Annotated in this window: 20 protein-coding genes; 6 read left to right on the top strand and 14 right to left on the bottom strand. The window is 72.9% G+C overall.

Going from position 1 to position 24,258, the window contains the following annotated elements; translation table 11 throughout:
- Positions 1–146 precede the first annotated feature (146 nt).
- Positions 147–1,643 carry a DUF2637 domain-containing protein gene (locus IG74_RS0134485; protein WP_199818932.1) on the bottom strand — a complete coding sequence of 499 codons (1,497 nt, stop codon included), beginning with the start codon at positions 1,641–1,643 and terminating at the stop codon, positions 147–149.
- Positions 1,644–1,869: 226 nt separating this feature from the next.
- On the opposite strand from IG74_RS0134485, the gene IG74_RS0134490 reads away from it, so the two are divergent.
- Positions 1,870–2,796: a trypsin-like serine peptidase gene (locus IG74_RS0134490; RefSeq protein ID WP_030685325.1), complete on the top strand. Its 927-nt coding sequence runs from the start codon at positions 1,870–1,872 to the stop codon at positions 2,794–2,796.
- A 134-nt stretch (positions 2,797–2,930) separates the two neighbouring features.
- Here the strand turns inward: IG74_RS0134490 and IG74_RS0134495 are convergent, their stop codons facing one another.
- The gene (locus IG74_RS0134495) at positions 2,931–3,836 is read right to left on the bottom strand and encodes a DUF3558 domain-containing protein (RefSeq protein WP_234334544.1); all 906 of its coding nucleotides are present in this window, start codon (positions 3,834–3,836) and stop codon (positions 2,931–2,933) included.
- A gap of 135 nt (positions 3,837–3,971) precedes the next feature.
- The gene (locus tag IG74_RS0134500) at positions 3,972–4,931 is read right to left on the bottom strand and encodes a hypothetical protein (RefSeq protein WP_030685328.1); all 960 of its coding nucleotides are present in this window, start codon (positions 4,929–4,931) and stop codon (positions 3,972–3,974) included.
- A gap of 192 nt (positions 4,932–5,123) precedes the next feature.
- On the opposite strand from IG74_RS0134500, the gene IG74_RS0134505 reads away from it, so the two are divergent.
- Complete coding sequence (locus IG74_RS0134505; protein ID WP_030685329.1) at positions 5,124–6,317, top strand: RtcB family protein; 1,194 nt, start codon at positions 5,124–5,126, stop codon at positions 6,315–6,317.
- Positions 6,318–6,368: 51 nt separating this feature from the next.
- Here IG74_RS0134505 and IG74_RS0134510 read toward each other — a convergent pair whose 3' ends face one another.
- From IG74_RS0134510 to IG74_RS0134535, 6 genes are all read right to left on the bottom strand, one after another.
- Complete coding sequence (locus tag IG74_RS0134510) at positions 6,369–7,202, bottom strand: hypothetical protein (RefSeq protein WP_030685331.1); 834 nt, start codon at positions 7,200–7,202, stop codon at positions 6,369–6,371.
- A gap of 174 nt (positions 7,203–7,376) precedes the next feature.
- Positions 7,377–7,586: a hypothetical protein gene (locus tag IG74_RS0134515; RefSeq protein WP_030685333.1), complete on the bottom strand. Its 210-nt coding sequence runs from the start codon at positions 7,584–7,586 to the stop codon at positions 7,377–7,379.
- Positions 7,583–8,371 (bottom strand): SDR family NAD(P)-dependent oxidoreductase, encoded by a 789-nt coding sequence (locus IG74_RS0134520; protein ID WP_030685334.1) that lies wholly within the window; start codon positions 8,369–8,371, stop codon positions 7,583–7,585. The genes IG74_RS0134515 and IG74_RS0134520 overlap by 4 nt, the downstream gene beginning before the upstream one ends.
- A gap of 87 nt (positions 8,372–8,458) precedes the next feature.
- A complete protein-coding gene (locus tag IG74_RS0134525; protein ID WP_030685335.1) occupies positions 8,459–8,794 on the bottom strand; it encodes a YnfA family protein in 336 nt (111 codons plus the stop codon).
- A 36-nt stretch (positions 8,795–8,830) separates the two neighbouring features.
- A complete protein-coding gene (locus tag IG74_RS0134530; protein WP_051855985.1) occupies positions 8,831–9,382 on the bottom strand; it encodes a GNAT family N-acetyltransferase in 552 nt (183 codons plus the stop codon).
- Between the two features lie 85 nt (positions 9,383–9,467).
- Positions 9,468–10,280: a helix-turn-helix domain-containing protein gene (locus IG74_RS0134535; RefSeq protein ID WP_030685337.1), complete on the bottom strand. Its 813-nt coding sequence runs from the start codon at positions 10,278–10,280 to the stop codon at positions 9,468–9,470.
- A 259-nt stretch (positions 10,281–10,539) separates the two neighbouring features.
- On the opposite strand from IG74_RS0134535, the gene IG74_RS0134540 reads away from it, so the two are divergent.
- The 3 genes from IG74_RS0134540 to IG74_RS0134550 all read left to right on the top strand — a co-directional run bounded on the left by IG74_RS0134540 (position 10,540) and on the right by IG74_RS0134550 (position 13,364).
- Complete coding sequence (locus IG74_RS0134540) at positions 10,540–11,145, top strand: TIGR03086 family metal-binding protein (protein WP_030685343.1); 606 nt, start codon at positions 10,540–10,542, stop codon at positions 11,143–11,145.
- 123 nt (positions 11,146–11,268) lie between these two features.
- Positions 11,269–11,487: a hypothetical protein gene (locus IG74_RS0134545; RefSeq protein ID WP_030685346.1), complete on the top strand. Its 219-nt coding sequence runs from the start codon at positions 11,269–11,271 to the stop codon at positions 11,485–11,487.
- Positions 11,484–13,364, top strand: coding sequence for an aKG-HExxH-type peptide beta-hydroxylase (locus IG74_RS0134550; protein WP_030685347.1), 1,881 nt, complete (start codon positions 11,484–11,486; stop codon positions 13,362–13,364). The genes IG74_RS0134545 and IG74_RS0134550 overlap by 4 nt, the downstream gene beginning before the upstream one ends.
- On the opposite strand, the gene fxsT is transcribed toward IG74_RS0134550, so the two are convergent.
- The 5 genes from fxsT to IG74_RS0134575 all read right to left on the bottom strand — a co-directional run bounded on the left by fxsT (position 13,361) and on the right by IG74_RS0134575 (position 22,536).
- Entirely contained in the window at positions 13,361–17,962 is a 4,602-nt protein-coding gene (gene fxsT / locus IG74_RS0134555) for an FxSxx-COOH system tetratricopeptide repeat protein (protein WP_267885625.1), read from the bottom strand. The genes IG74_RS0134550 and fxsT overlap by 4 nt on opposite strands.
- Positions 17,959–19,299 (bottom strand): AAA family ATPase, encoded by a 1,341-nt coding sequence (locus IG74_RS0134560; protein WP_234334545.1) that lies wholly within the window; start codon positions 19,297–19,299, stop codon positions 17,959–17,961. The genes fxsT and IG74_RS0134560 overlap by 4 nt, the downstream gene beginning before the upstream one ends.
- 6 nt (positions 19,300–19,305) lie before the next feature.
- The gene (locus IG74_RS46500; RefSeq protein ID WP_158857875.1) at positions 19,306–20,934 is read right to left on the bottom strand and encodes an effector-associated domain 2-containing protein; all 1,629 of its coding nucleotides are present in this window, start codon (positions 20,932–20,934) and stop codon (positions 19,306–19,308) included.
- Entirely contained in the window at positions 20,931–21,938 is a 1,008-nt protein-coding gene (locus tag IG74_RS0134570) for an effector-associated domain 2-containing protein (protein ID WP_051855990.1), read from the bottom strand. The genes IG74_RS46500 and IG74_RS0134570 overlap by 4 nt, the downstream gene beginning before the upstream one ends.
- A gap of 160 nt (positions 21,939–22,098) precedes the next feature.
- Positions 22,099–22,536: a hypothetical protein gene (locus IG74_RS0134575; protein ID WP_016640275.1), complete on the bottom strand. Its 438-nt coding sequence runs from the start codon at positions 22,534–22,536 to the stop codon at positions 22,099–22,101.
- 368 nt (positions 22,537–22,904) lie between these two features.
- Here IG74_RS0134575 and hemL point away from each other — a divergent pair, with 368 nt between their 5' ends.
- Positions 22,905–24,230, top strand: a complete 1,326-nt coding sequence (hemL, locus tag IG74_RS0134580; RefSeq protein WP_030685358.1) for a glutamate-1-semialdehyde 2,1-aminomutase — start codon at positions 22,905–22,907, stop codon at positions 24,228–24,230.
- The last annotated feature ends 28 nt before the right edge of the window (positions 24,231–24,258 follow it).

The following is a 24,258-nucleotide window of genomic DNA, read 5'->3' on the forward strand; positions in this document are numbered from 1 at the left end:
GGGAAATTCCGCCGCGGTAGCGGTGGGGTGGCCCACTCAGGCGCGGCGCTTCGCGTCGGGGCCGGGCGGGCGAAGCCTGGTGTCACGGGTGGGCGGGTGGGAGAGAGCCCGCCGCGGTAGCGGTGGGGCGGTTCGGCCGCGCTCGGTCAGGCGATGTGTTCCTCGGCGTCCAGGTCCTGCTGGTAGCGGTCCCGGAAGCCGCGCAGGTAGGGGCGCAGCGTGCTCTCCGTGAGGGGGCCGCCCGCCTGGCCCGTGACGCCGTACAGGTCCATCAGGTACAGGCTGAACTGGCGGGCGTTCGGATAGTCGCCCATCTCGCTCACGTACTTGCGGAAGGCGTTGAAGTACGCCTCCTCGCGCGTCATGTCGTCCGGCAGGCCCGGCCCCCCGTCGACGGACTCGACGGGCTCGGGCAGCGGCTCCGGCTCCGGCTCCTCGGCGGGTGCCTGCTCCGCGCGGGGGTTCGGGATCAGCTGCCCGTTCGCCTGGCCGTTCGCCAGCGGCCGGGTGCGGCCAGGGCCCGACGGGACCCGGAACTCGGCAGCCTCCGGCTCCGCAGGACGGGCGTACGGCCGCGCGTCCTCGAACGTCTCGTAAGCCTCGTAGGCCTGCTGCTCCTCGTACGCCGCCTGCTCGTCGAACCACTCGTCGTACGGCCCCTCCGGGTCCTCGTACGGCAGCGGAGCATCGCCCTGAGGGCGCTGCGGCTGCTGGGGCGCCGCGAACCACGGGCTGCCGTGCTGGCCCGGCGCCCACTGGCCCTCCGGCCCCTCCGGGCCCTCGACCCCCTCGGGCCGCCCCTGCGGCTGCGGCTCCGTGACCTGCTGGGGCTGTTGGGGCTTCTGGAGGTTCACGGGCCGCTCGGGCACGGCAGCAGGGGCCGGGGCGGGTGCCGGGGCCAGCTCCGGCTGCTGGACGGCCGGCGCGGCCACCGGAACCGGCGCGACCGGCGGCAGGAGAGCCGGCTCGATGCCCGCGGCGGCCAGACCCGCGGGGGCGGTCTCCGCCAGCGGCACGCCGTAGCGGGCGAGCCGCAGCGGCATCAGGGACTCCACCGGAGCCTTGGTGCGCCAGCGGCGGCCGAAGCGGGAGCGCAGCCGCGCCTGGTAGACGAGCCGCTCCTGCTCCAGCTTGATGACCTGGTCGTAACTGCGCAGCTCCCACAGCTTCATGCGGCGCCACAGGAGGAACGTCGGCAGCGGGGAGAGCAGCCAGCGCGTCATGCGCACGCCCTCCATGTGCTTGTCGGCCGTGATGTCGGCGATCCGGCCGACCGCGTGCCGCGCGGCCTCCACCGCCACCACGAACAGCACCGGGATCACGGCGTGCATGCCCACGCCCAGCGGATCCGGCCACGCCGCCGCGCCGTTGAACGCGATCGTCGCCGCCGTCAGGAGCCACGCCGTCTGCCGCAGCAGCGGGAACGGGATGCGGATCCACGTCAGGAGCAGGTCGAGCGCGAGCAGCACACAGATGCCCGCGTCGATGCCGATGGGGAACACCACGGAGAAGGTGCCGAAGCCCTTCTTCTCGGCGAGCTCGCGCACGGCCGCGTAAGAACCGGCGAAGCCGATACCGGCGATGACGAGCGCACCGAAGACGACGACCCCGATGAGTATCCGGTGCATGCGTGTCAGCTGCATCGCCGCCACCCGCGAACCCCTCCCTAATCCGGCTGTTGCGAGCGACAGCGTGGCACATGTGTGCGGCCGAGCGTGAGCCGGTACCGCCGGGCCGGGCGGTGGCACACCGCTCGCCCCCCGTGTCACAGGTCGTCAACAGCGCCAACCGAACGGGAAGTTCCGCTCTCTTGGAGCACGGACGGAAAGCCCCCGTCCGCCGCCCGCACCAGCCGAGGAGACAGCCGCCATGCCCGAGACCGCCACCTCCAGGACCCGCACCCTCCGGCGCCGGGCCACGGGACTCGCCGTGGCCGGTACGGCCCTCGCCCTCGCCGCCCCGGTGCAGGCGGCGGCCTTGGCCGGGCAGCAGGCCTCCGCCGCGCAGGCCGACCCGGTCTCCGTCCTGAAGTACACCGCCAAGGAGCGCAAGGACGCCCTCGCCTACTGGACGCCCGCGCGCATCAAGGCCGTCGGGAAGTCCGTGGACCTCGGCCCGACCGGGCCGAAGGCCAAGCCGTGGCGCGGCCCCACCCTGAAGACCGTGGGGCGGCTCTTCTTCGTCAACGCGAGCGGCGCCGACACCTGGTGCACCGCCACGGCCGTCAAGAGCGCCAACCGCTCCGCCGTGATGACCGCGGCCCACTGCGTGCGCCGGGGCTCGTCGCCGTACAACACCAACATGTCCATGGTGTTCGTCCCCGCCTACCACAAGGGCAAGAAGCCGTACGGCGCGTTCGCCGTCCGGCAGGCCGCGACCCCGCGCAGCTGGGAGACGGACTCCGCCAACGACATGGCCGCGCTGACCGTCGACGCCGGCAAGAACGGCAAGAAGCTCACCGACGCCGTGGGCGGCCAGGCCGTCGCCTTCAACCGCCCGGTCGGCGGCACCGTCTCCGCCTTCGGCTACTCCGCCACCCGCCCGCAGCGCGGCGAGGAACTCCTCGGCTGCACCGGCACGGCGAAGAAGGAGCACGGTCAGCAGGCCATCTCCTGTGACATGAGCGGCGGTTCCAGCGGCGGCCCGTGGCTGGCCGGCTTCGACACCACCACGGGCAAGGGCGGCGTCCTCATCTCGGTCAACAGCGCGCTGGACTCGCTGACCCCGACCAAGATGTACGGAGAGGTGTGGAAGGCCACGGCCAAGAAGGTCTACGACCGGGCGCAGGGCCGCTGACGCAGACGCTGACGCCGATGAAGGACCGGGAGCCCGGCCGCGCACCGCGGCCGGGCTCCCTCACTGACTGATCGGCACCGAACCGGTCGGCACCGAACCGGTCGGCACCGAACCGGTCGGCACTGACCGGTCGGCTAGCTCTTGGGCTTGGCGCCGTCGAGGGCCGCGCCCTTGCCGTCGCCGTCCTTCGAGCCGTCCTTCGAGCCGTCCTTGGCGTCGGCCTTCGCGTCGTCCTTGGCCGGGTCCTTGGCGTCGCCCTTCGGCTTGTCCGAAGTCGCCGGGGCGCCCGCCTTGTTCGCCGCGACGACCGCCGCGGCGGCCTCCTTCGCGGCCTTCTGCGTGTCCTTGCCGAGGTCGGCGGCGTTCGGCTGCTTGTCGCCCGCGAGACCCGCGCCGTTGTAGTCGACGGTGACGACGGCGTTCTCCACGCGCGTCACGAGGGTCTGCTGCCTGAAGGTTTCCTTGTCCTTGGTCACGTCGTAGCTGACCAGCGTCGCCTGGTCGCCCGTGCCCGGCACCGGCGTGGTCTTCACGCTCTTCGCGCCCTTGACCGCCTGTGCGTCCGCGACCTGCTTGGCGAAGTTGGCCTGCGCGCGCTTGGCGCCGCTGCCCAGGGACTGGTCGGACTCGAAGCGGTTCAGGGAGACCCGCAGCCAGCGGAACTGGGAACCGTCCACGCCGTTGTCCTGGAGGCTCTCCCAGGTGCAGTTGCCGCGCGTGGACACATCGTCCGAAGTGCCGGTCTTGCCCGTCTTGTCCTTGGCGGACGGGACGAGGTCGCCGAGCGTCTTCTTCGAGAGCGTCTTGCACGGCTCGGGAAGCTTGGCGTACGCGGCCTTCTCGACGGTCGCGGCCTCGCCGCCGGAGTCCTTCGACGCCGATGCGGAGGGCTTGCCCGCGGAGTCCTTCTTGGCGTCGTCCGAGCCGGAGCCGGAGTCGTCGCCGCTGCACGCGGAGGCGAAGAGGATCACCGGTGCGGCGGCCGCGCCCACCAGAACGCGGGTGAGTCGCTGTCGCTGTCGCTGTGCGGGTCGGTGCATGGTTCCTTCACTCGTGTTCGCTCGGGGCGTCCGTGCCGGGTGCGTACGGACCACGGGGTCCGTTGGGCCACCGTACGCGGTGAGCGACGCGGGTGACCCGGCTTCCCGGGAGCCCGGACCGGCCTCCCGGACCCGTCAGTCGTCGAACCTGTCGGCGAGGTTATCGGCCAGTTCGCGTGCGTTGTCCTGCATTTCCTTGGAGTCCGGGACCTCGGTGCGGCGCGCGGGCTGCTCGTCGTACTCGACGGTGACGACGACGTTCGACGTGCGGAACACCACAGTCACGGTCCGGTGGCGGCTCGCCGACGCGGCGGTGGTCAGCACGTCCGCGACGAACGCCTCGTCGCCGAGGTCGTCGAGGGTGCGCGACTCCAGGCCCTCGGGGGTGGCCTCGGCCTCCGCGGTGTCCGAGGGCTCGGCCCCGTCGCCCTTCCTGACCTCGGCGGACGTGCCGCCCTGCGGCTTGGCGGCGACCTGGGAGCCCGCGGCGGCGCCGGAGCCCGCGGGCTCCGCGGAGCCCTTGGGCTTCTCGGACTCCTTCGACTCCTCGGACTCCTTGGACCCCTTCGGCGCCTCCGACCCCTCCGGCCCCTCGGATCCGGTCGGGGAGGGGGACTCCCCGTCGTCGGAACCCGAGGCCGACGGCTCCGGGACGTCCGCCTCGCGGAGCTTCGTCCGGTAGACCTCGTGCGCGCGGGCGTCGTCGCTGACGGCCCCGTCGTACGAGACGACGCGCTCGAAGTCGACGAGCAGGTGGTGCGTGGCGTCCGCCGACTCGACCTTCCAGCGGCAGCCCACGCGGCGGTCGGTGTCGTACGTGACCGTGGGGGAGCCCTCGTAGGCCTTCTCGCGCTGGTCGGCGTCCTCGATCTCCTCGATGCCGGGCAGCATCGCGTCGAGCGTCGAGCTGTCGACGGCGCCGCAGGGCTCGGGCAGGGTGCGGTACCTGCCCGGCTCGGCCGCCGTCGTCGAACCGCCCGTGTCACCGGACTTGCCGTCGCCGCCGTCGTCGTGGCCCGAGCCGCCGGTGCAGCCGGCGAGCAGCGCCACGAGGAGGGCTGCGGCGCCCGGTACGTAGACCTTCCTCCGCTGCACCGTGCTGGCTCCTCTCGGTCCTGTCCGGTCCGTCCGGCCTGGTTATTGGGTTGCCGCCGGCGGGCGGCCGGTGGACACAATGTGTATCGCACGCGCTGCCGTGGACGCCGGTCCGTTTTCTTATTTGTTGACCTTGGCGCCGGTATTTGCGCTCCAGTGCTTTTGCTTTGCTTCCTGGGGGATGAGGACGTTATGTCGTACGTAGAGGTTCCGGGCGCGCAGGTGCCGATCCGGATGTGGGCCGACCCCGGCTCGGTCGAGGACGCCGCGATGCAGCAGCTGCGGAACGTGGCCACGCTGCCGTGGATCAAGGGTCTGGCCGTGATGCCGGACGTCCACTTCGGCAAGGGGGCGACGGTCGGCTCCGTGATCGCCATGAAGGACGCGGTGTGCCCGGCGGCGGTCGGCGTCGACATCGGCTGCGGCATGTCCGCGGTGCGCACCTCCCTGACGGCGAACGACCTCCCCGGCGACCTGTCCCGCCTCCGCTCGAAGATCGAGCAGGCGATTCCGGTGGGCCGGGGGATGCACGATTCCCCGGTTGACCCGGGCACCTTCCACGGCTTCGCCACGGCGGGCTTGGACGGCTTCTGGGGGCGGTTCGAGGGGGTGGCGGAGGCGGTGAAGTTCCGCCGGGAGCGCGCAATGGTGCAAATGGGGACACTTGGTGCAGGAAATCATCACCTTGAGGTGTCGGTCGATTCGGATGGTTCGGTCTGGCTCACGCTGCACTCCGGCTCCCGCAACATCGGCAAGGAACTCGCCGAGCACCACATCGGCGTCGCCCAGAAGCTCCCGCACAACCAGGGCCTGGTTGACCGTGACCTCGCGGTCTTCGTCTCGGACACCCCGCAGATGGCTGCTTACCGGCACGATCTCTACTGGGCTCAGGAGTACGCGAAGTACAACCGCGCCATCATGATGGCCCTCCTGAAGGACGTCGTCCGCAAGGAGTTCAAGAAGGCCAAGCCGACGTTCGAGCCGGAGATCTCCTGCCACCACAACTACGTGGCGGAGGAGCGGTACGACGGCATGGACCTGCTGGTCACCCGCAAGGGCGCGATCCGGGCGAACACGGGCGACCTCGGCATCATCCCGGGCTCCATGGGGACGGCGACGTACATCGTGAAGGGCCTCGGGAACGAGAAGGCGTTCAACTCGGCTTCGCACGGTGCCGGTCGGCGCATGAGCCGGAATGCCGCCAAGCGGCGCTTCTCCACGCGTGACCTGGAGGAGCAGACGCGGGGTGTGGAGTGCCGCAAGGACTCGGGCGTCGTGGACGAGATCCCCGGTGCGTACAAGCCGATCGAGCAGGTCATGAGCCAGCAGACCGACCTGGTCGAGGTGGTGGCGAAGCTCAAGCAGGTGGTGTGCGTGAAGGGGTGACAGCACGCGGGGCCCGGGCTGATGTCAGCCCGGGCCCCGGTGTTCAGGGCGTCACTGTTCGGTTGGTGTCGGCACCTGCCCGCTGCGCAGCCGCCAGAGGCGCATGTGGCAGCTTGTCCTGCTCCGTCCGAGGTGGTCGGCTGCGGCGGAGCTGTCGCCAATCCGCACGAGGAGTCTGTCTTCCTCCGGTGTCCAGCGACGCCGTGTGTGAGCGGCTCGCATTCCGGCGGGGCGGCTCCATGAGGTGAAGGAGTCGGCCTTGGCCTGCTTGCGTTCGAGTGAGAGGCAGCCGGGGTAGTAGAGGTCGGCAGCCAGAGCCTGCGCAGGTTCCTTCATGTAGAAGATGTTGTAGATGTCGTCGCGTGTGTTGCGTTTGAGGGTGCGCCCGATGCCTGTGAGGTCACGTGTGTGGTCGCAGAAGAATGTGGCGATTGCGGTGCTGGCTGTAGTCAGCGAGACGAACGGAAATCCTTGGCTCGTGTGGCCGACGGATCCGTCGGCGTCGACGACGCCTCGGACGTAGTCGCGACGGGAGAAGGCCACATCTGGGGGCGCGATCTTCGAGGACTTGCGGCCGTACGGCAGTCCGAGTTCGTTGAGCGTGGTCCGGGCTTCCAAGGAGTGCAGTTTCCAGACTGCCGAGGTGTGGCTCTCGGTGAAGTTCGTCGCGCGGGTGCGCTGACTGATGGTGCTGTTGTGCGGGGTCAAGCGTTGGAACGCGCGCAGTATCTCAATGTCTCGTGCCCCGAGTTCGACAGTGAGGCATCCTCTGTCCCGCGACTGTGCGGACAGATGCCCGTCCATCTGTAAGAACCCGAACATGTACGCGTACTCGGGGACTTCGAGGTCCATGAAGTCGTGCCCGCTAGGCTCGTGTGCAGCCATGAGGAAGTGCGCCTTCCTGTTTGGTCAGGCCCTCGGTTCGGGTTGCCGCCCGGCCGGGGGCCGTCTGTGTGATGTTGTCGGCTTGAGCCTAGGCAGGCCGGACATCACGGAGGAATGGCGATAGAACGCGTTCACCTGGATAGGTGAACGCGTTCGAGAGTGCGCCTTCAGGCCCTACTTCGCGTGGGAGACCGCGTAGATCATGATGAAGGCCACGATGTGGATGCCGAAGAGGAAGTACGCGAGGTACCACCACACCATGCGTTCGTTCTTCTTCTCCTCGGCCAGGCGGCGGGACTCCTGTTCGTGGCGGAGGCGGTCGAGGGGGTCGGGGGAGTCGGGGGAGCCGCCGGGGGTGCCGGGGTCGTCGGCGGCGTAGGTCACGGCTGTTCCCGGTGGACCTTCGTGTTGGAGGCCTGGGCGCGGGGGCGGACCACCAGCAGGTCGACGTTCACGTGCGGCGGGCGCGTGACCGCCCAGGTGATCGTGTCGGCGACGTCGTCGGCGGTCAGGGGCTCGGCCACGCCCGCGTACACCTTCGCGGCCTTCTCCGCGTCGCCGCCGAAGCGGGTGAGGGCGAAGCCCTCCGTCCTGACCATGCCGGGGGCGATCTCGATGACGCGGACGGGGGTGCCGACGATCTCCAGGCGGAGGGTCTCGGCGAGGACGTGGGCGCCGTGCTTGGCGGCGACGTAGCCCGCGCCGCCCTCGTACGTGGCGTGGCCCGCGGTGGAGGAGACGACGACCACCGTGCCGTCGCCGCTCGCGGTGAGGGCGGGCAGCAGGGCCTGGGTGACGTTCAGCGTGCCGATGACGTTCGTCTCGTACATCTGCCGCCAGTCGGCCGGGTCGCCGGTGGCGACCGGGTCGGCGCCGAGCGCGCCGCCCGCGTTGTTCACCAGGACCGCGATCTTCTGGAAGGCCGTGGCGAAGGTGTCGACGGCCGCGCGGTCGGTGACGTCGAGCGCGTATGCCGTCGCGCTGTGGCCCGCGTCCGTCAGCTCCTCCGCGAGCGCCTCGACGCGGTCCTTGCGGCGGGCCGTCAGGACGACGCGGTATCCGGCCTCGGCGAGGCCGCGCGCCGTCGCGGCGCCGATGCCGCCGCTGGCGCCGGTGACGACGGCGATGCCGGGCTTGCGGGGGGTGTCGGCGTGCGGCGTGGACGGCATGGGGGCTGCTCCCTCGGGTGCGGGGCTCGTCTGCGGGGCTCGTACGGGCGTTCTTCTCGCTCCGGCAGTCAGGATAGGCCGGGGGCCTCACTCGCCTCGCGGCGCGTACATGATCACGGCCATGCCCGCGAGGCACACCAGGGCGCCGATGACGTCCCACCGGTCGGGCCGGTATCCGTCCGCGACGGCGCCCCAGGCGAGCGAGCCCGCCACGAAGACCCCGCCGTACGCCGCCAGGATGCGCCCGAACTCGGCGTCGGGCTGGAGGGTCGCGACGAAGCCGTAGAGGCCGAGGGCGAGGACGCCCGCGCCGATCCACACCCAGCCCCGATGCTCCCGCACGCCCTGCCAGACGAGCCAGGCACCGCCGATCTCGAAGAGGGCGGCGACGGCGAAGAGGGCGGCGGAGCGTGCGACGAGCATGCCGATCAGGGTGTCACGGCCGGTGGCGCCGGCCGGTCAGCCGGTCCGCGGCTGCCGTGGCGCTCCGCCGGTCAGGTCGAGCGCCCAGTCGTTGCACCGGCTCCAGCGGCCCTTCGGGTACTCGAAGTCGCCCGCGCCCACGAGGGTGAAGCCGACCTTGCGGCAGACGGCGTTGGACGGGCCGTTCGTCGCGGCGGGGAAGGCGTACAGCGTGGGGTGCCGTCCGGCCGCGCGGGCCTCCCCGACGACCAGGCGGGTCGCGGTGACGGCGATGCCCCGGCCCTGGAACTCCGGCAGGACGCCCCAGCCCGTCTCCCAGACGGTGTGTCCGGAGTGGATGGCCTCCCAGAACCCGACGAGTCCCGCGGGCTCTTCCGTGTCCGTCGTCACGATCTTGAACATCCGGCCCGTGCCGTTCAGGTGCAGATATCTGTGGTGGCGGTCGCGCAGCTTCTCCTCGGCCTCGGGGCCGCCCAAGTGCGCCGTCATCTCCGGGCTGTTGTGCCGTACGAGCTGCGGGAGGTCGTCCTTGCCGTACGGGACGAGGCGGACCGGTGGCGGCTGTGCCGTGCTGGGTGTGCGCTCCATGTCCTCACGGTAGGGCGGGGGTCTGACAAGGCGGCCTGAGCTGCGCGTTCACCGCCGCCCGTCGCCCGCAGGGACGCCGTCGCTCTCACCGCGGCGCGTACGCCGTCGGCGGCACCCCCACCGTCGCCGTGAAGTCCCGTACGAGATGGGCCTGGTCGGCGTACCCGAGGTCGGCGGCGAGGCCCGCCCAGTCCACGGCCGCCTCGGTCTCGGCCCGCTCCAGGGCCTCGTGGATGCGGTAGCGCAGGATGACCCACTTGGGGCCGACGCCGACGTACGTCGCGAAGAGGCGCTGGAGCGCCCGGACCGATACGCCCTCGGCGCGCGCGAAGGCGCTCACGCGCCGGATGGCGCGGTCGGCGCGGACGCGGTCCACCAGGGCCATGGCGAGGTCCGCCTGCGGGTCCGGCGCGGGCCCGAGCCGGGTCAGGAAGGCGTCTAGCGCGGCCACGCGCGCGTGCTCGTCCTCGGGTCCCGTCACGTCCCGTGCGGCGTGCTGCGGTACGGCGTCGAAGACGTGCCCGAGGGGCAGCTGCCGCCCGGTCAGCTCCGCCACGGCGTGCCACGGGGCGAACGGCCGGAAGCCGCCCGGCCGGAACTGGACGCCGCACACCCGGCCGCGCCCTTCGAGCTTCTTGCTGAACAGGCCGAGTCCGACGCCCGCCACCTCCCCGAAGGGCTCGCCGCCCGCCGATTCCTGGAAGACGACGTTCACGGAGGGGTGGGGCACCACGTGCGACACGTACGGCTCGGGCAGGTCCCAGTCGATGAGCCAGTAGTGCTCCAGGTAGGGCCGCAGCGGGGGTGCGGGCACGTGGCGCCGGAACCGGACGCGCCGCATGAGGTCCGCGGCGTCGACGATGCCCCGGGTGTCGCGGCGGGGGCTCTGAGCTGGCATGGCGCGATCGTATGCGCGGGGTCGGACGGGGGCCGGGAGCGGCGGCCCCGCGCGGGGTGTCGTGACGCCCCGGCCTCGGGAACCGTCCCCGGAGACCCCGGAGACCCCGGAGACCCCGGAGACCCCGGATCCCGGATCCCGGATCCCGGAGCCCCCGGACCTCCGGACCCCGGAGACCCCCGGAGAACCGCCCCTCACGCGCGCGTGGGCGTCGCGTTTGTTCAAGCCTCCGCCGCGCCCCTCCTCGTACGGTCGCGACATGAACACCGACCACAAGCTCAGCGATCTGATGGCGGTCGCCGCGGCCCGTGCCACCCCGGTGGTCCGGGGCATCGGCGACGAACAGCTCGGCGCGCCCACGCCCTGTGCGGAGTACGACGTCAAGGACCTCGTGAACCACCTCCTCCACGTGGTGGTGGAGTTCCAGGCGCTGGCCGCCAAGGGGAGTGCCGACTTCACGGTCACGCCCGACTACGTGGCCCGGGACGCGGACTGGCGGGAGCGGTTCGCGCGGGAGGCCGACGGGCTCGCGGCCGCCTGGTCCGCTCCGGGGGCCGACGAGGGCACGACGGGCACGATGGGTCTCCCGGCGGCCACCGTCGGGGCGATGGCGCTGCTCGATCTGACCGTCCACGCGTGGGACTTGGCGCGTGCGACCGGTCAGGAGTACGAGGTGCAGGCCGGAGCGCCGGGCGCGCCGGGCCTCGCGGACGTCCTGGAGGTGCTGCGCGGGGCCGTCGAGGGCATGGCACCGACGGCCCGCTCGATGGGCGTCTTCGGGGAGCCGGTTCCGGTACGTGAGGACGCCACCTCGCTGGAGCGGCTGCTGGCCCGGACGGGACGGGATCCCGCCTGGCTCAAGTAGCCGTTTTTCACCGGGCGTTCGCACACGGGATGACCAGCGCCAGTCTTCCGCTGGAGTGCCATTGCAGCCACCATGGAAGCGGATTCTGAGTCGCGGAACCGTTACGTCAGGGGGAACCACGGTATGGCGGAGTCTGCGAAGGACTTCTGTTCCGACTTGGTCGATCTGTCCGGGGTCTCCTTGGTCTCCTTGGCGGAGCTGCACGCCGGTGACGATCCGGTGCTGCGGCGGGCACTGAACCGGGCGGCGCGCCGGGCGAGCGTGTTCGCCGGCACGCTGGACGAGCAGAACAGCGAGGAAATGGCACTGCTGCGCGGAGACCGGCCGAGGCAGCGGAAGTGATCGAAGGGCGGCTGGACCGCTACCGGCTCCCCGAGGAGTCGTTGAGGTCCATCGCCGCAGGTGACGCCGGGGCTCCGGAGCTGCGGCTGCTGCGGTCGGCCCAGCGCAGCCAGCTGCTGCTCGTCCTCAGGTCGCTGGTGGATCACAGCGGTGTGGCGCGGGCCAGGCCGCCGCGCGTGGGCGCGGTGGCGTCGGCGGAGTCCGCCTGGCACCTCCTGGCGGCCGCGCAGCGGAGGGACCCGGGCGCGGTGGACGTGGTCCTCGCGGACCCCATGGTGATGGCCTGGGCCCTGCGTCTGCTGCGGCGCCTGGGAGGGGCCGGGCCGGGCGCGGCTTCCCCGGCGGCGCCGCTGTGGGCGGATGTCGGCCAGTTGTACGCGCTGGCCGCTGCGGCGGCACTGCGTGCCGGGAGCGACGCCGTCGTGGGCGTGCCGGCCCACCGGGGCGTGGTGTGGGTGCCGGGCGCCGGGGTCGTGGGCCCGCTGTCGTCCCGCAGGTGGAGCGGGGCCGAGGTGCGGGTGGCCGCGGACGGCGCCGTCGTACGGGGGGAGAGCGGGGAGGTGCGGCTGCCGCGGGACCTGGGCGCGGCGGCGCCCGGGTGGCACCCGCTGCCCGTGCTGTGGGACGCGGCGCCCTGGGGCGAGGGGCCGGGGGGCTCCCTGTGCCTCGACACGGTCACGCCGTACCGCGACTTCGAGGTGGCACCGCGTGCTCCGGTGCGGATGGCGGGGCGCAGGTCCGGCCTCTGGCGGGAGCGGGTCGCCGGTGCCTGTGCCCTGCTGGCCCGTGAGTCCCCCGCGGACGCGGCGCGTCTCGCGGCGCTGGTGCGGGTCCTGGTGCCGCGGGCCTTCACGGCGTCCACGCGGGGTCAGGTGGCCAGTTCCTCCTCGCCCGACGCCTTCGGCGCGGTCACGCTGTCCCTGCCGTACGACGAGGCGCAGATGGCGGCCACGCTGGTGCACGAGACCCGGCACCAGCAGCTGAACGCGCTGCTCGGGCTCGTACCGCTGGTGCGCGAGTCGGCGGCGGGGGCGCGGCGGCCGCTGTACTACGCGCCGTGGCGCAGTGATCCCCGGCCCGCGTACGGCCTGCTGCACGGGGTGTTCGCGTTCGCGGGCGTGACACGTTTCTGGCGGCTGCACCGGGAGTTCGTCACGGGGGACGAGGCGCGGCGTGCCGACTTCGAGTTCGCCGTGTTCCGGCAGCAGGTGCGGGAGGTCGCCGTGACGCTGCTCGCGGGTGCGGAACTCACGGCTGCAGGGCGGCTGTTCGTCGAGGAGATCGCGGGGGCGGCCGAGCGGTGGGCGAAGGAGGACGTCCTGCCCGGGCCCGCCGGTCTTGCCGCGCGCTACTGCGCGTTGCGGCGTGCCGTGTGGCGGGCGCGGCACATGGAGCTGGACGGGGCGGCGGCGCGGCGTGCGGCCGTGGCACGGGTGGCGGGGCTGCCCGCGCCGCCGCTGCCGGGGTCGCGGCTGCGGCCGCGTCCGGACGCGATCCGTACGGACACCTTCGGTCATGTGGTGCGGCTTCACCTGGGGACGCCGGACGCGTTCGTCCGCCGCTGGCGGAAGGCCGACGCGGACCGGGACGCGGTGATCGGTGCCGAGTGCGCGTCGGTGGCCGGGGACGCCGAGGGTGCCGCGCGCCGGTACGCGGCGTGGACCGCGGCGGAGCCGCACGACGCGGAGGCGTGGATCGGCGCGGCCCTTGCCCGCCCGGACAGGACCGCGGCCGCGGCGCTGCTGCTCGACCGCCCGGAGGCCGTGGCGGCGGTGCGCCGGGCGATCTCGGCCGCGGGTGCGGAGCCACCCCCGCCGATGGAGTTGGCGGAGTGGCTCCGCGGTGCGCCTGCCGCGCCCGGCGGGGGCGGCGGCTAGAGCGAGATCAGGTCGATGTCGGCGTTGGCCCTGAGTCCCTTCTCGGCGTCGCGGGTCGCGGGGTGGGAGGGGCCGAGGATGGTCCGGTAGGTGGACAGCGCCTCGTCGAGGATCTGCCCGCTCTCCTCCGCGCGGCCCAGGGCCTTGAGGTCGTGGCTGAGGTTCAGCTGCACGGCGAGGTTCGCGGGGTGGCGCTCGCGCAGCCGCGCGGCTTCCTCCGCGACGGCCGCGTCGATCTCGTAGGCCCGGTCGGGGCGGCCGAGTGCGAAGTGGTCGCTGGCGAGGTTCATCCGGGCGAGCAGGGTGCGCGGGTGCTCGGCGGCGAGGGTGCGGGTGAGGCCGTCGACGATCTCCTGGTCCAGGGCGAGTGCGCCGTCGTTCTCGCCGAGCAGCCGCAGCGTCACGGCGAGGTTCATGGCCATGGCGTGACTGTGCGGGTGTTCGCGGCCGTAGAGTCCGCGGTGCTCCTCCAGGGCCTGCTCGGTCAGCTGTCGGGACTCCTGGAGCTTGCCGACCTGGCGCAGGTCGTTGGCGTGGCTGATGGCCATCTGGAGGTACTGGCGGCTGCGTTCCCCGAAGCGGCCGCGCACCAGGGAGATGTACGGGGTGGAGAGTTCGTACGCGCCTTCGTGGTCGCCCTTCTTGCGGCGGGTGACGCACAGGTTGCGGACCACCTGGACGGTGAACCAGTGGTCTCCGCCGAGTTGGTCCCGCAGGTCCTCGGCCAGTTGCTCGTACCCTTCGAGCGCTTCCTCGTACCGGCCCACTTCCTGGAGGTCGAGGAGGTAGGCGTTGTAGGTGGTGAGGGTGTAGAGGTGGTCCTCGCCGAGGACTTCCACGCGGCGCTGCCAGGTGTCGTGGTCCAGCTCGCGCGCCGTCTCCGGGGAGCCCGCGAGGCGCAGGCTCACCGCGTAGTTGTGCGCGGTGAGGAGGGTGGCGGGGTCGTCGGGGCCGAATTCGGCGAGGCTCGTCTCGTAGACGCGCTGGTCGATCTCGCGGGCTTCGTAGAAGTTGCCGCGGATGCGGTGGTTGCCGGCCATGAAGCTCTGGGCCTGGAGGGTGTTCTCGTGGGCGTCGCCGAGGACGCGGCGGTAGCGGTCGACGAGTTCGGCCTGCATGTGGAAGGCGCGGTCGAGGTCGAGGTTCTGCTCGCGCAGGGTCTCGGCGATCTGCTGGTCGATGCTGAGGACTTCCTCGTGGTCCTCTCCCAGCCGGTCCCGCCAGATCTCGGCCGCCCGCTCGCCCAGGTTGAGGGCGGCGGCGTAGTCGCCGCGCGCCCGCAGGAACCACACCTCGTTGAGGACGAGGCGGCGGGTCCAGCCCTCTTCGCACTCGACGGCGTTGGAGGCCCGCAGATGGGTGAGGAGCGAGGAGTAGCGCGGCCAGAAGGTGGCGCGCTGGGGGTTCCTGGGGTCGGCGTTGGACAGGAGCTGGTGGGCGGCGTGCCGCATCTGGGCCCGCTCCTGCGGGTTCATCTGCTCGACGAGGACGCGCTGGACCAGGCGGTGCAGCTGGACGGTGGACTGGCGGTGGTCGATGCGGGCGAGGGCGTACCGGCCGATCTCGCGGACGGCGCGGCCGAGTTTGACGGGGTCGTCGAGCGCGGCCTGGAGTTCCTGGGGCACGGAGATGCCGCGGACGGCGGAGAAGAGGTCCCAGGAGATGGGTTCGGGGGCGAAGAACGCGCAGACCTGGAGGAGTTGGAGGGCGTCTGGGCGGTCCTCGCGGAGGCGTTCCAGGGACACGTTCCAGGCGGCGGCGACCGGCATCTCGTAGTCCGGCGGCGGGTCGGACCGCAGGAGCTCGGCCCACTTGCGTTCGAAGAGCTCCAGGTACTGCTGGACGGGCATGCCCGTCTCGGCGAGCCAGACGGAGGCCTGCTCGACGGCGAGGGGCAGGTCGCCGAGGGAGGACGCGAGGTGGTTGACGGCCTCGTCGGGCAGCTCGGGGCTGCGGCGGCGGAGCAGTGAGACGCTCTCCTCGCGGGCGAACACGTCGACCTCGAGGGAGCTCGCCGTGTGGGACCACTGGACGTTCCGTGAGGTGACGAGGATGCGTCCGGGGCCGTCGCTGGGGAAGTACTTGCGTACTTCTTTGGGGTCTTCCGCGTTGTCGAACACCAGCAGCCAATCGCTGTAGGGCTCGCCCCTGCGCAGGGCGTCGAGGACGGCCGGGACCGCGGAGATCTCGGAGCCGACCTGGAGCCCCATCTGCTCGCCCAGTTCGATGAGGGACTGGACGATCTGGTTCTCCTGCTCGGACGCCACCCACCAGATGAGCCGGTAGTCGCGGCTGTGCCGGTACACGTACTCGACGGCGATCTGGGACTTCCCGACACCGCCCATGCCGTGCAGTGCCTCGGGGAGTACGGCGGTGACTCCGGTGCCGAGGCGGTCCTGCAGCTGTTCGAGCAGGGCTTCGCGGCCGGTGAAGTTCCTGTTCCGCTGCGGTACGTTCCCCCAGATTCGGGGCGGGTCGTGCGGGCCGCGCGGGCCCGGGGCAACCGGCAGACCGGCAGACACGGCGGGGCCTCCAGGAAGGGAGCGAGGGGGAGCAGAGGGGGAGGGGGGTGGGGTGGGTGCGGGAGAGCTGGGAGCAGTGGGGGGTGTGGCGGTGGAGGGCGCGGCCTGGGATGGAGGCGACGACGAAGAGCCCGTGCGGTCGGGGGTGTTCGCCTGGGCTTGCGGCCGGTACCGTATCGCAGTTTGACGGCTCTTTTTCAAGTTTGACCCGCTATCAGCCTGTGAGTACTGTAATGACTGCTTATGTCCTGATGTAAAGGCTTCGGCTTGGGTCAGGGCGCGCGGGCCTGCCGCATGGCTTTGCAACAGCCTTCCCAGGTGATCGGCGCGGGCGAGATAGGGCCCCGAAAGGGCGCAGAGCGCGGTGTAGAGGTGCGTCACGAAAGGGCGCGTCTGGTCCGTGATCGGCGGGTCGGCGGGGTCGCCGTCCGGCGCGACCAGGGCGCCGCCGCCCTCCCAGAGCGCTTCGAGCCGCGGCCCCAGATAGCCCTCGACCTGCCGCAGCGCCCCGATGGTGTCGGCGCGCCGCCCCAGGGCGAGCAGTTCCTCGCGCACGCCGTCCACGAAGTCGTACGACACGCGGTACGCGTCCTCGACGTCGACGGCGTCCGTGGCGTCGGCGCTGCGGCGCACCAGGCCGAGCAGCACGATCTCGGCCAGGTTCCAGAACCGGGCGCCCGGCAGCCCCTGTTGGAGCAGCCGCATGACCGGCAGGTTCAGGGGCACCGCGGCCAGGCGCTTGGCGAGGGCGAAGGCGGCGGGCGACGCGGTGGCGCGGAAGCGGCGCACCACGGCGGCCGCCCGCGCGGCGCGGTCCCGCTCCGGCCGCTCCCCGGCCTCGTCGGCGCCGCCCAGGAGCGCGTCGGCGAGGCGCTCGGGGACCGGGCCGACCGCCTCCGCGCGCAGGTCCCCGGCCGGTGCCGTCAGGAGCGCGGCGATGCGGTGCCACTCGCCGGTGTCGGCCGCGGCCACCAGGCGGGCCCAGCGGCCGAGCGACTCGGGGCGCAGTTCGACCACGGGGACGGCGATGGCGTCCGCGGGGCCCGGCTCGGGGACGGCGCGGGGCGCCAGGGCGTCGGCTTCCAGGGGGCAGGTCTCGGCGTCGTAGCGGCGGTTGGGCTCGGCCGGGGACGCCGCGCGCAGGCGGGTGGGGGTGACCGTGGGCAGGGTGAGGTCCCACAGGTGCTGCGGCAGCACGTTCAGGACGGCGGTGGGGGAGGAGCCCGCGAGGCGGTGCAGGAGCGCGGCGGCGCTGCCGTCGCGCCAGGCGTCGTGGCCGCCGTCCGTGACGACCAGGACCAGTTGGCGCGCGCCCGGGGACAGGGCGGGCGGCGCGGCCCCGCGAGGGCTCCAGCGCACCCGCCGCACCGTGCGGAACGCCGCAGTCTGCTCCATCAACTCGCCGATCCTGCGGGCGGTTCCGCGCCACAGGGCCATCGAGGGGCCGTCGTCCACGAGCAGCAGCAGGTCCTGGCGCCGCTCCGGCAGGGAGCGGCACACCGGCGTCCACAGTCCGTCCGCCGCGGCCTGCTCGGCGGTGGCCTCCTCGTCCAGCTCCACGTCGTGCGGCGAGGAGCGGTGGAGGCGCAGCGGGCGCAGGGCGCGGCCGAGGGCGAGGGAGTCGGGGAGGTGCGCGCCCTCGGGGCGAGGGGGCCGCTCGGCGCCCGCGGCGCCGCCGACGGCGCCGCCGCGCAGCCCGACGAGCGGCCCGAACGGCCTGACCGGGGCCGCGGCCGTCGGCGGGGCCTTCTCGTGCACTTCCTCCGGGCGCCCGGCCGGGGCGTTCGGGGTGTCTGGGGTGGCTGGGGCGTCCGGGGCGGAGCGCCGGGGTCCCGGGGGCTCGTCGGCCCTGGGGGGCCTGCCGGTCCTGCCGGGCCGTGCGGGCCCTGCCGTGCCGCGCGCCGCCGGCAGCGGCGGGAACTCCGGCAGCGCCGCGTCCTGGCACGCGGCCAGGTAGAGGGCGTCCGCCAGCTCCGTCCACGTGGGCGCTTCCGGGCTCGGGGTGTCCGGGTCCCGCCCGGCGCGCGCGGACTCCCGTGCGGCCCGGGGCGACGGCTCCGCGGAGGCCGCCGTCATCCCGGCCTCGATTCCGCCCCCGCCCCGTCGAGCCGGTGCCACAGGGCGTCGACCAGTTCGTCGAGCGCCCCCGCGTCGGTGGGGAGGCGTCCCGAGGTCGCCAGGTACACGGAATTGAGCAGTTGGTCGACGGCGAGCCCGCCGCGCTCCCGGCTGCGCCGGAGGAACCGCTCGATCAGATCGCCGCTTTCCCCCGCACGGGTGACCGCGCCTTCCGCGAGGTGCGCCGTCACCATGTCGACGAGCTGCGTACGATCCGGATCCGGCATACGCAGACGCAAACAGCGACGTAAGAAGGCGGGAGGGAACTCGCGCTCGCCGTTGGACGTGATGACCACGATCGGGAAGGCCCGGCAGCGGACCACCCCGCCGACGATCTCCGCGCCGCCCTCCGGGTCGTCGGTCAGGACGGTCACGCGCGGATGGCGCCGCCGGGCCCGCAGCAGCTCGGAGATGTTGAACTGGCCCTCTTCGAAGACGCTCAGCAAGTCGTTGGCCAGGTCCTGGTCGCTCTTGTCCAGCTCGTCGATCAGCAGCACGCGCGGGGTCTCGTACGGCAGCAACGCCGTTCCCAAGGGGCCCAGTTGGACGTAGTCGCCGATCCCGGGGAGCTGCCCGCCGCTCGCCGCGGGGTCGCCCGCAGCCCTGTCGCCGGCCGTCCGGGGCGCGATGGGCGATTCCCCCGCGGTGTGCAGCGCGCGCAGTGCGGCGGAGTCCTGGACGCGGCCGATCGCGTCGTACTCGTACAGGCCCGAACGCAGTGTCGTCCTGCTGGTGATGTGCCAGCGCAGGACCCGGCCGAGCCGCAGCTCGCGGCTGATGCGGTAGGCGAGGCTGCTCTTGCCCGTGCCGGGGCGGCCCGTCACGAGCAGGGGTCGTCGCAGAAGCAAAGCGGCATTGACCATGTCGGCCTCGCGCCGCAGTTGCTCGGAGGCCGGGGAGCGCCCCGACGGCCTGCCCAGCCTGCGCGCGACCTCCTCGTCGTCCGCGGGCGGCGGCGGCACCACGGGCCCGCCGGTGAAGCGGCGCCAGGGCGGCGGTTCGGGCAGCAGCTCGCGCAGGCTCGTGTCGTACAGGGGCTGCCCCGAACCGCGGTAGATCCACCAGCGGTTCTGCCCGGAGGCGCCGAAGCCGGGGCTGGAACCGGAGTCGGGGCCGGAGCCGGGGCTCGGGCCGGGTCCACCGTCGGCGGATCCGCCGACGGTGGCCGCCGGGTCCGCCGCTTCCGTGGATGTCGCCGTGTCCGGGTCAGGAGTCATGTCCTGTGACCGGACGTCCTCGGCGCCCGCGGCGCCGACCGGACGGATCCCTTGAGGCACGCCGTCCTCGGGAAGCATCGCGTCCTACCCTCCCCCCTGTGCGGAAGAATCCGCCATGGCGCCGCCCCCTCCTGGAAGGCGGTACGGATCGTCCCAGAGCAGTGCTGCGTGACGACCGAGCGTTGAGTCGCCCTCAGCAGCATCCCCGGCTTTCGCCTCTATACGCAACGACCGTACGGCATCAGGTAGTTGATGGATTCCTGTGCGAGCGGCCAAGTCGGCCAGCTCGCCGCGGAACACCGGATCTATGCCGCCCCGTCTGTCCCACACCACGATCGGCACCCCGGCGCGCAGCGACTCGGCCAGCTCGTCCACCCCGGAACCGCGCCCGCCGGTGCCGCCCGGCGGATCGCTCAGGACCACCATCACGCGCCGCGGATCCGAGAGCAGCCGGGAGCGGCCGTCGTCGGGAAACCAGTGCACGGGGCCCGCGCAGCCGGTGAGCAGCGCGTCCCAGCGGCGCGCCCAGCGGCCGTGCGTGTCCGTGCGCTCCATCCTTTCGAGGCTGCGAAGCAGCACCGGATGGTCCTCCCCGAGGCTGCCGTCCGCGCCGTGGAAGCCCCTTTTGGCCCACTGCTCGACCGGCAGCCCCAACAGCTCCCTCGGCAGCACGAATTCCAGCGTGAGGTCCTCCTTGCAGAAGTAGGCCCAGCCCGTCTCCGCCTCCTCCACCAGGGACTTCACCTGCTCGGGCAGCTCGGCCACGTCGACGCGCAGATCCCCGCCGCGCACCGGGTAGGGCTCGGGCCCCTCGATCTGCCACCAGTACGAGAGCAGCCGCTCGCCCTCGTGGTCGGGGTCGGGCAGAGGGCGCAGCCGGATCAGCAGACAGGCGCTCGGCGCCCACACCGGCTCCTGGCCGACGGCGCGCACCGGGGGCGCGGGTGCGGGGGCCGCCGTGCGGACGCCGCGCCCAAGAAGGCCGGATTCCGCCCCTGCCGCCACCGGGAGGGCGCTTTCACCGCTGTTGACCGGTGCAGCCGGTACAGCCGTTATGTCCTCCGGGCGCGCCGGGCGGCCGCGCTCGCTCCGGTAGGTGCCCTTCGCCGGAAGGGCGGGCCCTTCGCCGTACGACTCGGGGCGGGCGCGGTGCTCCATCGCCCAGCCGAGGAGGTCCTGTTGCTGCTGGCCCTTCGCGTAGCGCGCGAGGTGCTCGACGAGCAGGACGCAGGGCGGCAGCTCACCGGGCCGCGCGTTCAGCGTCGCGGCGTGCACGACGGCGAGCCAGGGCTCGGTGCAGTGGGCGGGCAGCGGATCGGCGTGGTACCGCATGACCTCCTGGTACGCGCCCGCGATGTCGAGCACTTCGAGGCCGCCGAGCGCCTCCATCAGACGGGACCAGTCCTCCGGCGGGAACAAGGGCACCTCCGCCACGGCGATCGCGGTCCGTACGCGCTCGGTGTAGCGCGTGTTGCCTTCGAGCAGCTCGACGACGCCGCCGAGGACCTGGAGCCCGTCGGCGTACTCCAGGACCGCCATCAGGAGCGAGGAGAGGTACGTCCGCCGCCGGGCGCTGTCCGGCACCGTGACCGTCGCGCCGAGGGCCCTGCCGACCATGCGGGTGCACTCGCGCAGGGTGGCCGTCTCGTCGAAGGCCGGGACGCCGTCGAGGGCGTCGAGCACGATCTTGGGCGGGCCCCAGGACTGCGTCACGGGGCATCGCCGCCCGGTGCCTGCGGCCACACCTCGTCGAACAGGGCGAGCGCCGCCCGCGCCGGTTCCGACGACTCGTCAAGCATGCGCAGCGCGGCCACGAGGGCCCCTCTGCCGTCGCGGTGGTCGACGCAGGCCTGCACGACGTAGAAGACCTGGAGCCGTGCTCGGGGGTGGTCCCGGACGCCGTGCCGGATGTGCGCGGGAAGCAGCCGCCGCAGCGTGGCCGCGCGGTCCTCCTCGACCAGGGAGACCCTCAGGAGGGCGTCGGCGAGGGCGAATTGCTGGTGGTCGGTGGGGAGCTGCGGGTTCTCGCCGCCGGGCTCCGCCCCTGGGGGCGGGCGGCCGTTCACCGCCGGGGCGAGCGCGGGCCACAGGCGGGCCGCCGCCTCCATGGGGAGCATCCACGCCGCCCGGGTGCGCCCGTCGCCGAGCGCGGCCGTCAGCATGCCGACCACCCTGCGCGTGGCGGGGTCCCAGACGCCCGCGCCGCTGAAGCCCGGCTCGATCCAGGCGGTCGCGGAGTCGAGCCCGTCGAGCTGCACCCACTCCATGTGCGGCCCTCCGCGACCCGCGAGGTTCGCCCGCGACCACAGCCCGTCGGGTGCGCGGGCGGGGTGGCCGTACACGCTCACCTCGCGCCGGTCGGGCTCGCCGCAGGGGCCGAGCCGCGCGAACCCGACGTCCGGGGGCGGCTTCCAGGTGGTGGTGAGGACCGCGAAGTCACCGACCCCGCCCCCGTCGACCGGTCCGGGGAACCAGCCGTCCGGCGCGACCGCGGCCTCGCCGGGCGCCGCGCCCGGGTGGCCGCCGACGTCCACGCGGACCGTGCCGGTGGGGGCGGCGGAACCGGCGGGGAGACGCAGGGCGCCCGCGACGACGTGCGCGCAGGTCAGCACGGAGCCGGGCGCCACCATGATGCCGGCGCCCCGTAAGGCGCCCGCCGGCGTGAGGACGCGCACGCGCCCCGCCGCGGGCGTGCTCTGCCCATCCCCCTCGGCCACTGCCCCGCCCCTTCCCCCGGCACGGATCCGACGGCGCGCACTTCCCCGTACAAAGTCAGCGTACGAAGGACGCACGCTCCGCGCACCGGCGCTGCGCGCACCGGAGTGTCCCGGGTCCTCACCCGCCGGTACCCCGGTGACTACCCAGGGAACCGGACGTTCACGGCCAGACCAGGCAGTACGCCTGATGGCCCGCGTCGTGCAGGCGGTGGCTGAAGTCCTGCCACTCGTGCAGGAGTTGGTACACGTTGAACGCGTCCCGGGGGCCGCCGCGGTCGGGGACCGTGGACCAGATGAAGGCCGCGGCGCCCACCGACTCCTCGCCGATGCCGCGCAGCGGGTCGACGACCGTCATGGGGAGCTTCACGACCGCGTAGTCGGGGTGGAGGACGACCAGTTCCAGCGGGGGGACCTTGTGCAGGGGTATGCCTTCGATGCCGGTGAGGACCATCGCGGCCATCGTCTCCGGCTTGATCTTCGTGAACATGCCGCCCATGCCCAGCTCGTCGCCGCCGAGCTCCTCGGGCCGCATCGAGATCGGTACCCGGGCCGCGGTCGCGCCGTCCGGGGCCCCGAAGTACTTGTAGGTCACCCCCACCCCGCTGCTCCTGCTTCCCGTGCGGTCCCGCCGCGCCCCGTCCGGCGTCCGCTGCTCAGGGGCCGGGCCCGCCTCCGCATCTCGCCGGTGCTTTCCCCGCCGGGCACGCCGGGGACCCAGGCCGTCGGTCCCCTCGCCCAGTCCACCACCGCGCTGCATATCTCCACCCGACTGCTTTTCCAGGGCGCGCGGACCTTGCCGCGCAACCCGATCATCGTGTCAGTGACCTCCCCCACGGTCACCCGCCGAAACGTGGGGTGAAACACCAGTCCACAGGATCTCCGCACCAGCCGCCCCGAGGGAAGGAGGTACGGGCGGAAAGCCGGCGCGCAGGAGGCCCCGGCGCGACGTCCGGACCCTCTGACACCATGGTTCATGTGAGCTTCCCGTATAGCGCCCCAGTTTCGCAGACTCTTTTCGACCGTGCGGCGGCCGTGACGCCCGGCGGTGTGAACTCGCCCGTGCGCGCCTTCCGCGCGGTGGGTGGTACGCCCCGCTTCATGGTGTCCGGTACCGGTCCGTACCTCACGGACGCCGACGGCCGCGAGTACGTCGACCTCGTGTGTTCGTGGGGGCCCATGATCCTCGGCCACGCCCACCCCGAGGTGACCGCGGCCGTGCAGGAGGCCGTCGCGCGCGGCACCTCCTTCGGCACGCCGGGCGAGGGTGAGGTCGCCCTCGCCGAGGAGATCGTGGCCCGGATCGCCCCCGTCGAGCAGGTCCGGCTCGTGTCCAGCGGCACCGAGGCGACGATGTCCGCCATCCGCCTCGCCCGCGGCTTCACCGGACGCGCCAAGGTGATCAAGTTCGCCGGCTGCTACCACGGGCACGTGGACGCGCTCCTGGCCGCGGCCGGGTCCGGCGTCGCGACCCTCGGCCTGCCGGACACCCCGGGTGTCACCGGCGCCCAGGCGGGCGACACCATCGTCCTTCCGTACAACGACATCCAGGCCGTGCACGAGGCCTTCCACAACCACCCGGGCCAGATCGCCTGTGTGATCACGGAGGCGTCGCCGGGCAACATGGGCGTGGTGCCGCCCGGCCCTGGCTTCAACGAGGGCCTGAAGGCCGCGTGCGAGAAGAACGGCGCGCTGTTCATCTCCGACGAGGTCATGACCGGCTTCCGGACGAGCAGGGCCGGCTGGTTCGGCGTGGACGGGGTCGTGCCCGACCTCATGACCTTCGGCAAGGTCATGGGCGGCGGCTTCCCCGCCGCCGCGTTCGGAGGCCGCGCCGACGTGATGGCGCACCTGGCCCCCGCGGGCCCCGTCTACCAGGCGGGCACGCTGTCCGGGAACCCGGTCGCGACCGCCGCGGGCCTGGCGCAGCTGCGGCTGCTCGACGACGCCGCGTACGCGAAGGTCGACGCGGTCTCCGAGCGGATCCGCACGCTGGTGGGCGAGGCGCTCACCAAGGAGGGCGTGGCGCACCGCGTCCAGAACGCGTCGAACATGTTCTCCGTGTTCTTCACCGACCGCGAGGTGCGTGACTACGACGGCGCGAAGGCGCAGGAGTCGTTCCGCTTCACCGCGTTCTTCCACTCGATGCTGTCGCAGGGCGTGTACCTGCCGCCGTCGGCCTTCGAGTCCTGGTTCGTGTCCACCGCCCACGACGACCGTGCGGTCGAGAAGATCGCGGCGGCGCTGCCTGCCGCCGCGCGTGCCGCCGCCGAGGCCGAGGAGGTCAGCGCGTGAGCCGGGCCGATGAGCTGACCGTCGTCCA

The organism is Streptomyces sp. NRRL B-1347, from assembly GCF_000720325.1.
In the GTDB taxonomy this organism is placed as follows: Bacteria; Actinomycetota; Actinomycetes; order Streptomycetales; family Streptomycetaceae; genus Streptomyces.

Bases quoted from the DNA above. Each gene is read 5' to 3' on its own strand.
- IG74_RS0134545 (WP_030685346.1), top strand. From the start codon at position 11,269: ATGGCGGAGTCTGCGAAGGACTTCTGTTCCGACTTGGTCGATCTGTCC.
- IG74_RS0134485 (WP_199818932.1), bottom strand. From the start codon at position 1,643: ATGCAGCTGACACGCATGCACCGGATACTCATCGGGGTCGTCGTCTTC.
- IG74_RS0134510 (WP_030685331.1), bottom strand. From the start codon at position 7,202: ATGGCTGCACACGAGCCTAGCGGGCACGACTTCATGGACCTCGAAGTC.
- IG74_RS0134535 (WP_030685337.1), bottom strand. From the start codon at position 10,280: ATGCCAGCTCAGAGCCCCCGCCGCGACACCCGGGGCATCGTCGACGCC.
- IG74_RS0134495 (WP_234334544.1), bottom strand. From the start codon at position 3,836: ATGCACCGACCCGCACAGCGACAGCGACAGCGACTCACCCGCGTTCTG.
- IG74_RS0134560 (WP_234334545.1), bottom strand. From the start codon at position 19,299: ATGCTTCCCGAGGACGGCGTGCCTCAAGGGATCCGTCCGGTCGGCGCC.
- fxsT (WP_267885625.1), bottom strand. From the start codon at position 17,962: ATGACGGCGGCCTCCGCGGAGCCGTCGCCCCGGGCCGCACGGGAGTCC.
- IG74_RS0134490 (WP_030685325.1), top strand. From the start codon at position 1,870: ATGCCCGAGACCGCCACCTCCAGGACCCGCACCCTCCGGCGCCGGGCC.
- IG74_RS0134525 (WP_030685335.1), bottom strand. From the start codon at position 8,794: ATGCTCGTCGCACGCTCCGCCGCCCTCTTCGCCGTCGCCGCCCTCTTC.
- IG74_RS0134540 (WP_030685343.1), top strand. From the start codon at position 10,540: ATGAACACCGACCACAAGCTCAGCGATCTGATGGCGGTCGCCGCGGCC.
- IG74_RS0134530 (WP_051855985.1), bottom strand. From the start codon at position 9,382: ATGGAGCGCACACCCAGCACGGCACAGCCGCCACCGGTCCGCCTCGTC.
- hemL (WP_030685358.1), top strand. From the start codon at position 22,905: ATGGTTCATGTGAGCTTCCCGTATAGCGCCCCAGTTTCGCAGACTCTT.
- IG74_RS0134505 (WP_030685329.1), top strand. From the start codon at position 5,124: ATGTCGTACGTAGAGGTTCCGGGCGCGCAGGTGCCGATCCGGATGTGG.
- IG74_RS0134520 (WP_030685334.1), bottom strand. From the start codon at position 8,371: ATGCCGTCCACGCCGCACGCCGACACCCCCCGCAAGCCCGGCATCGCC.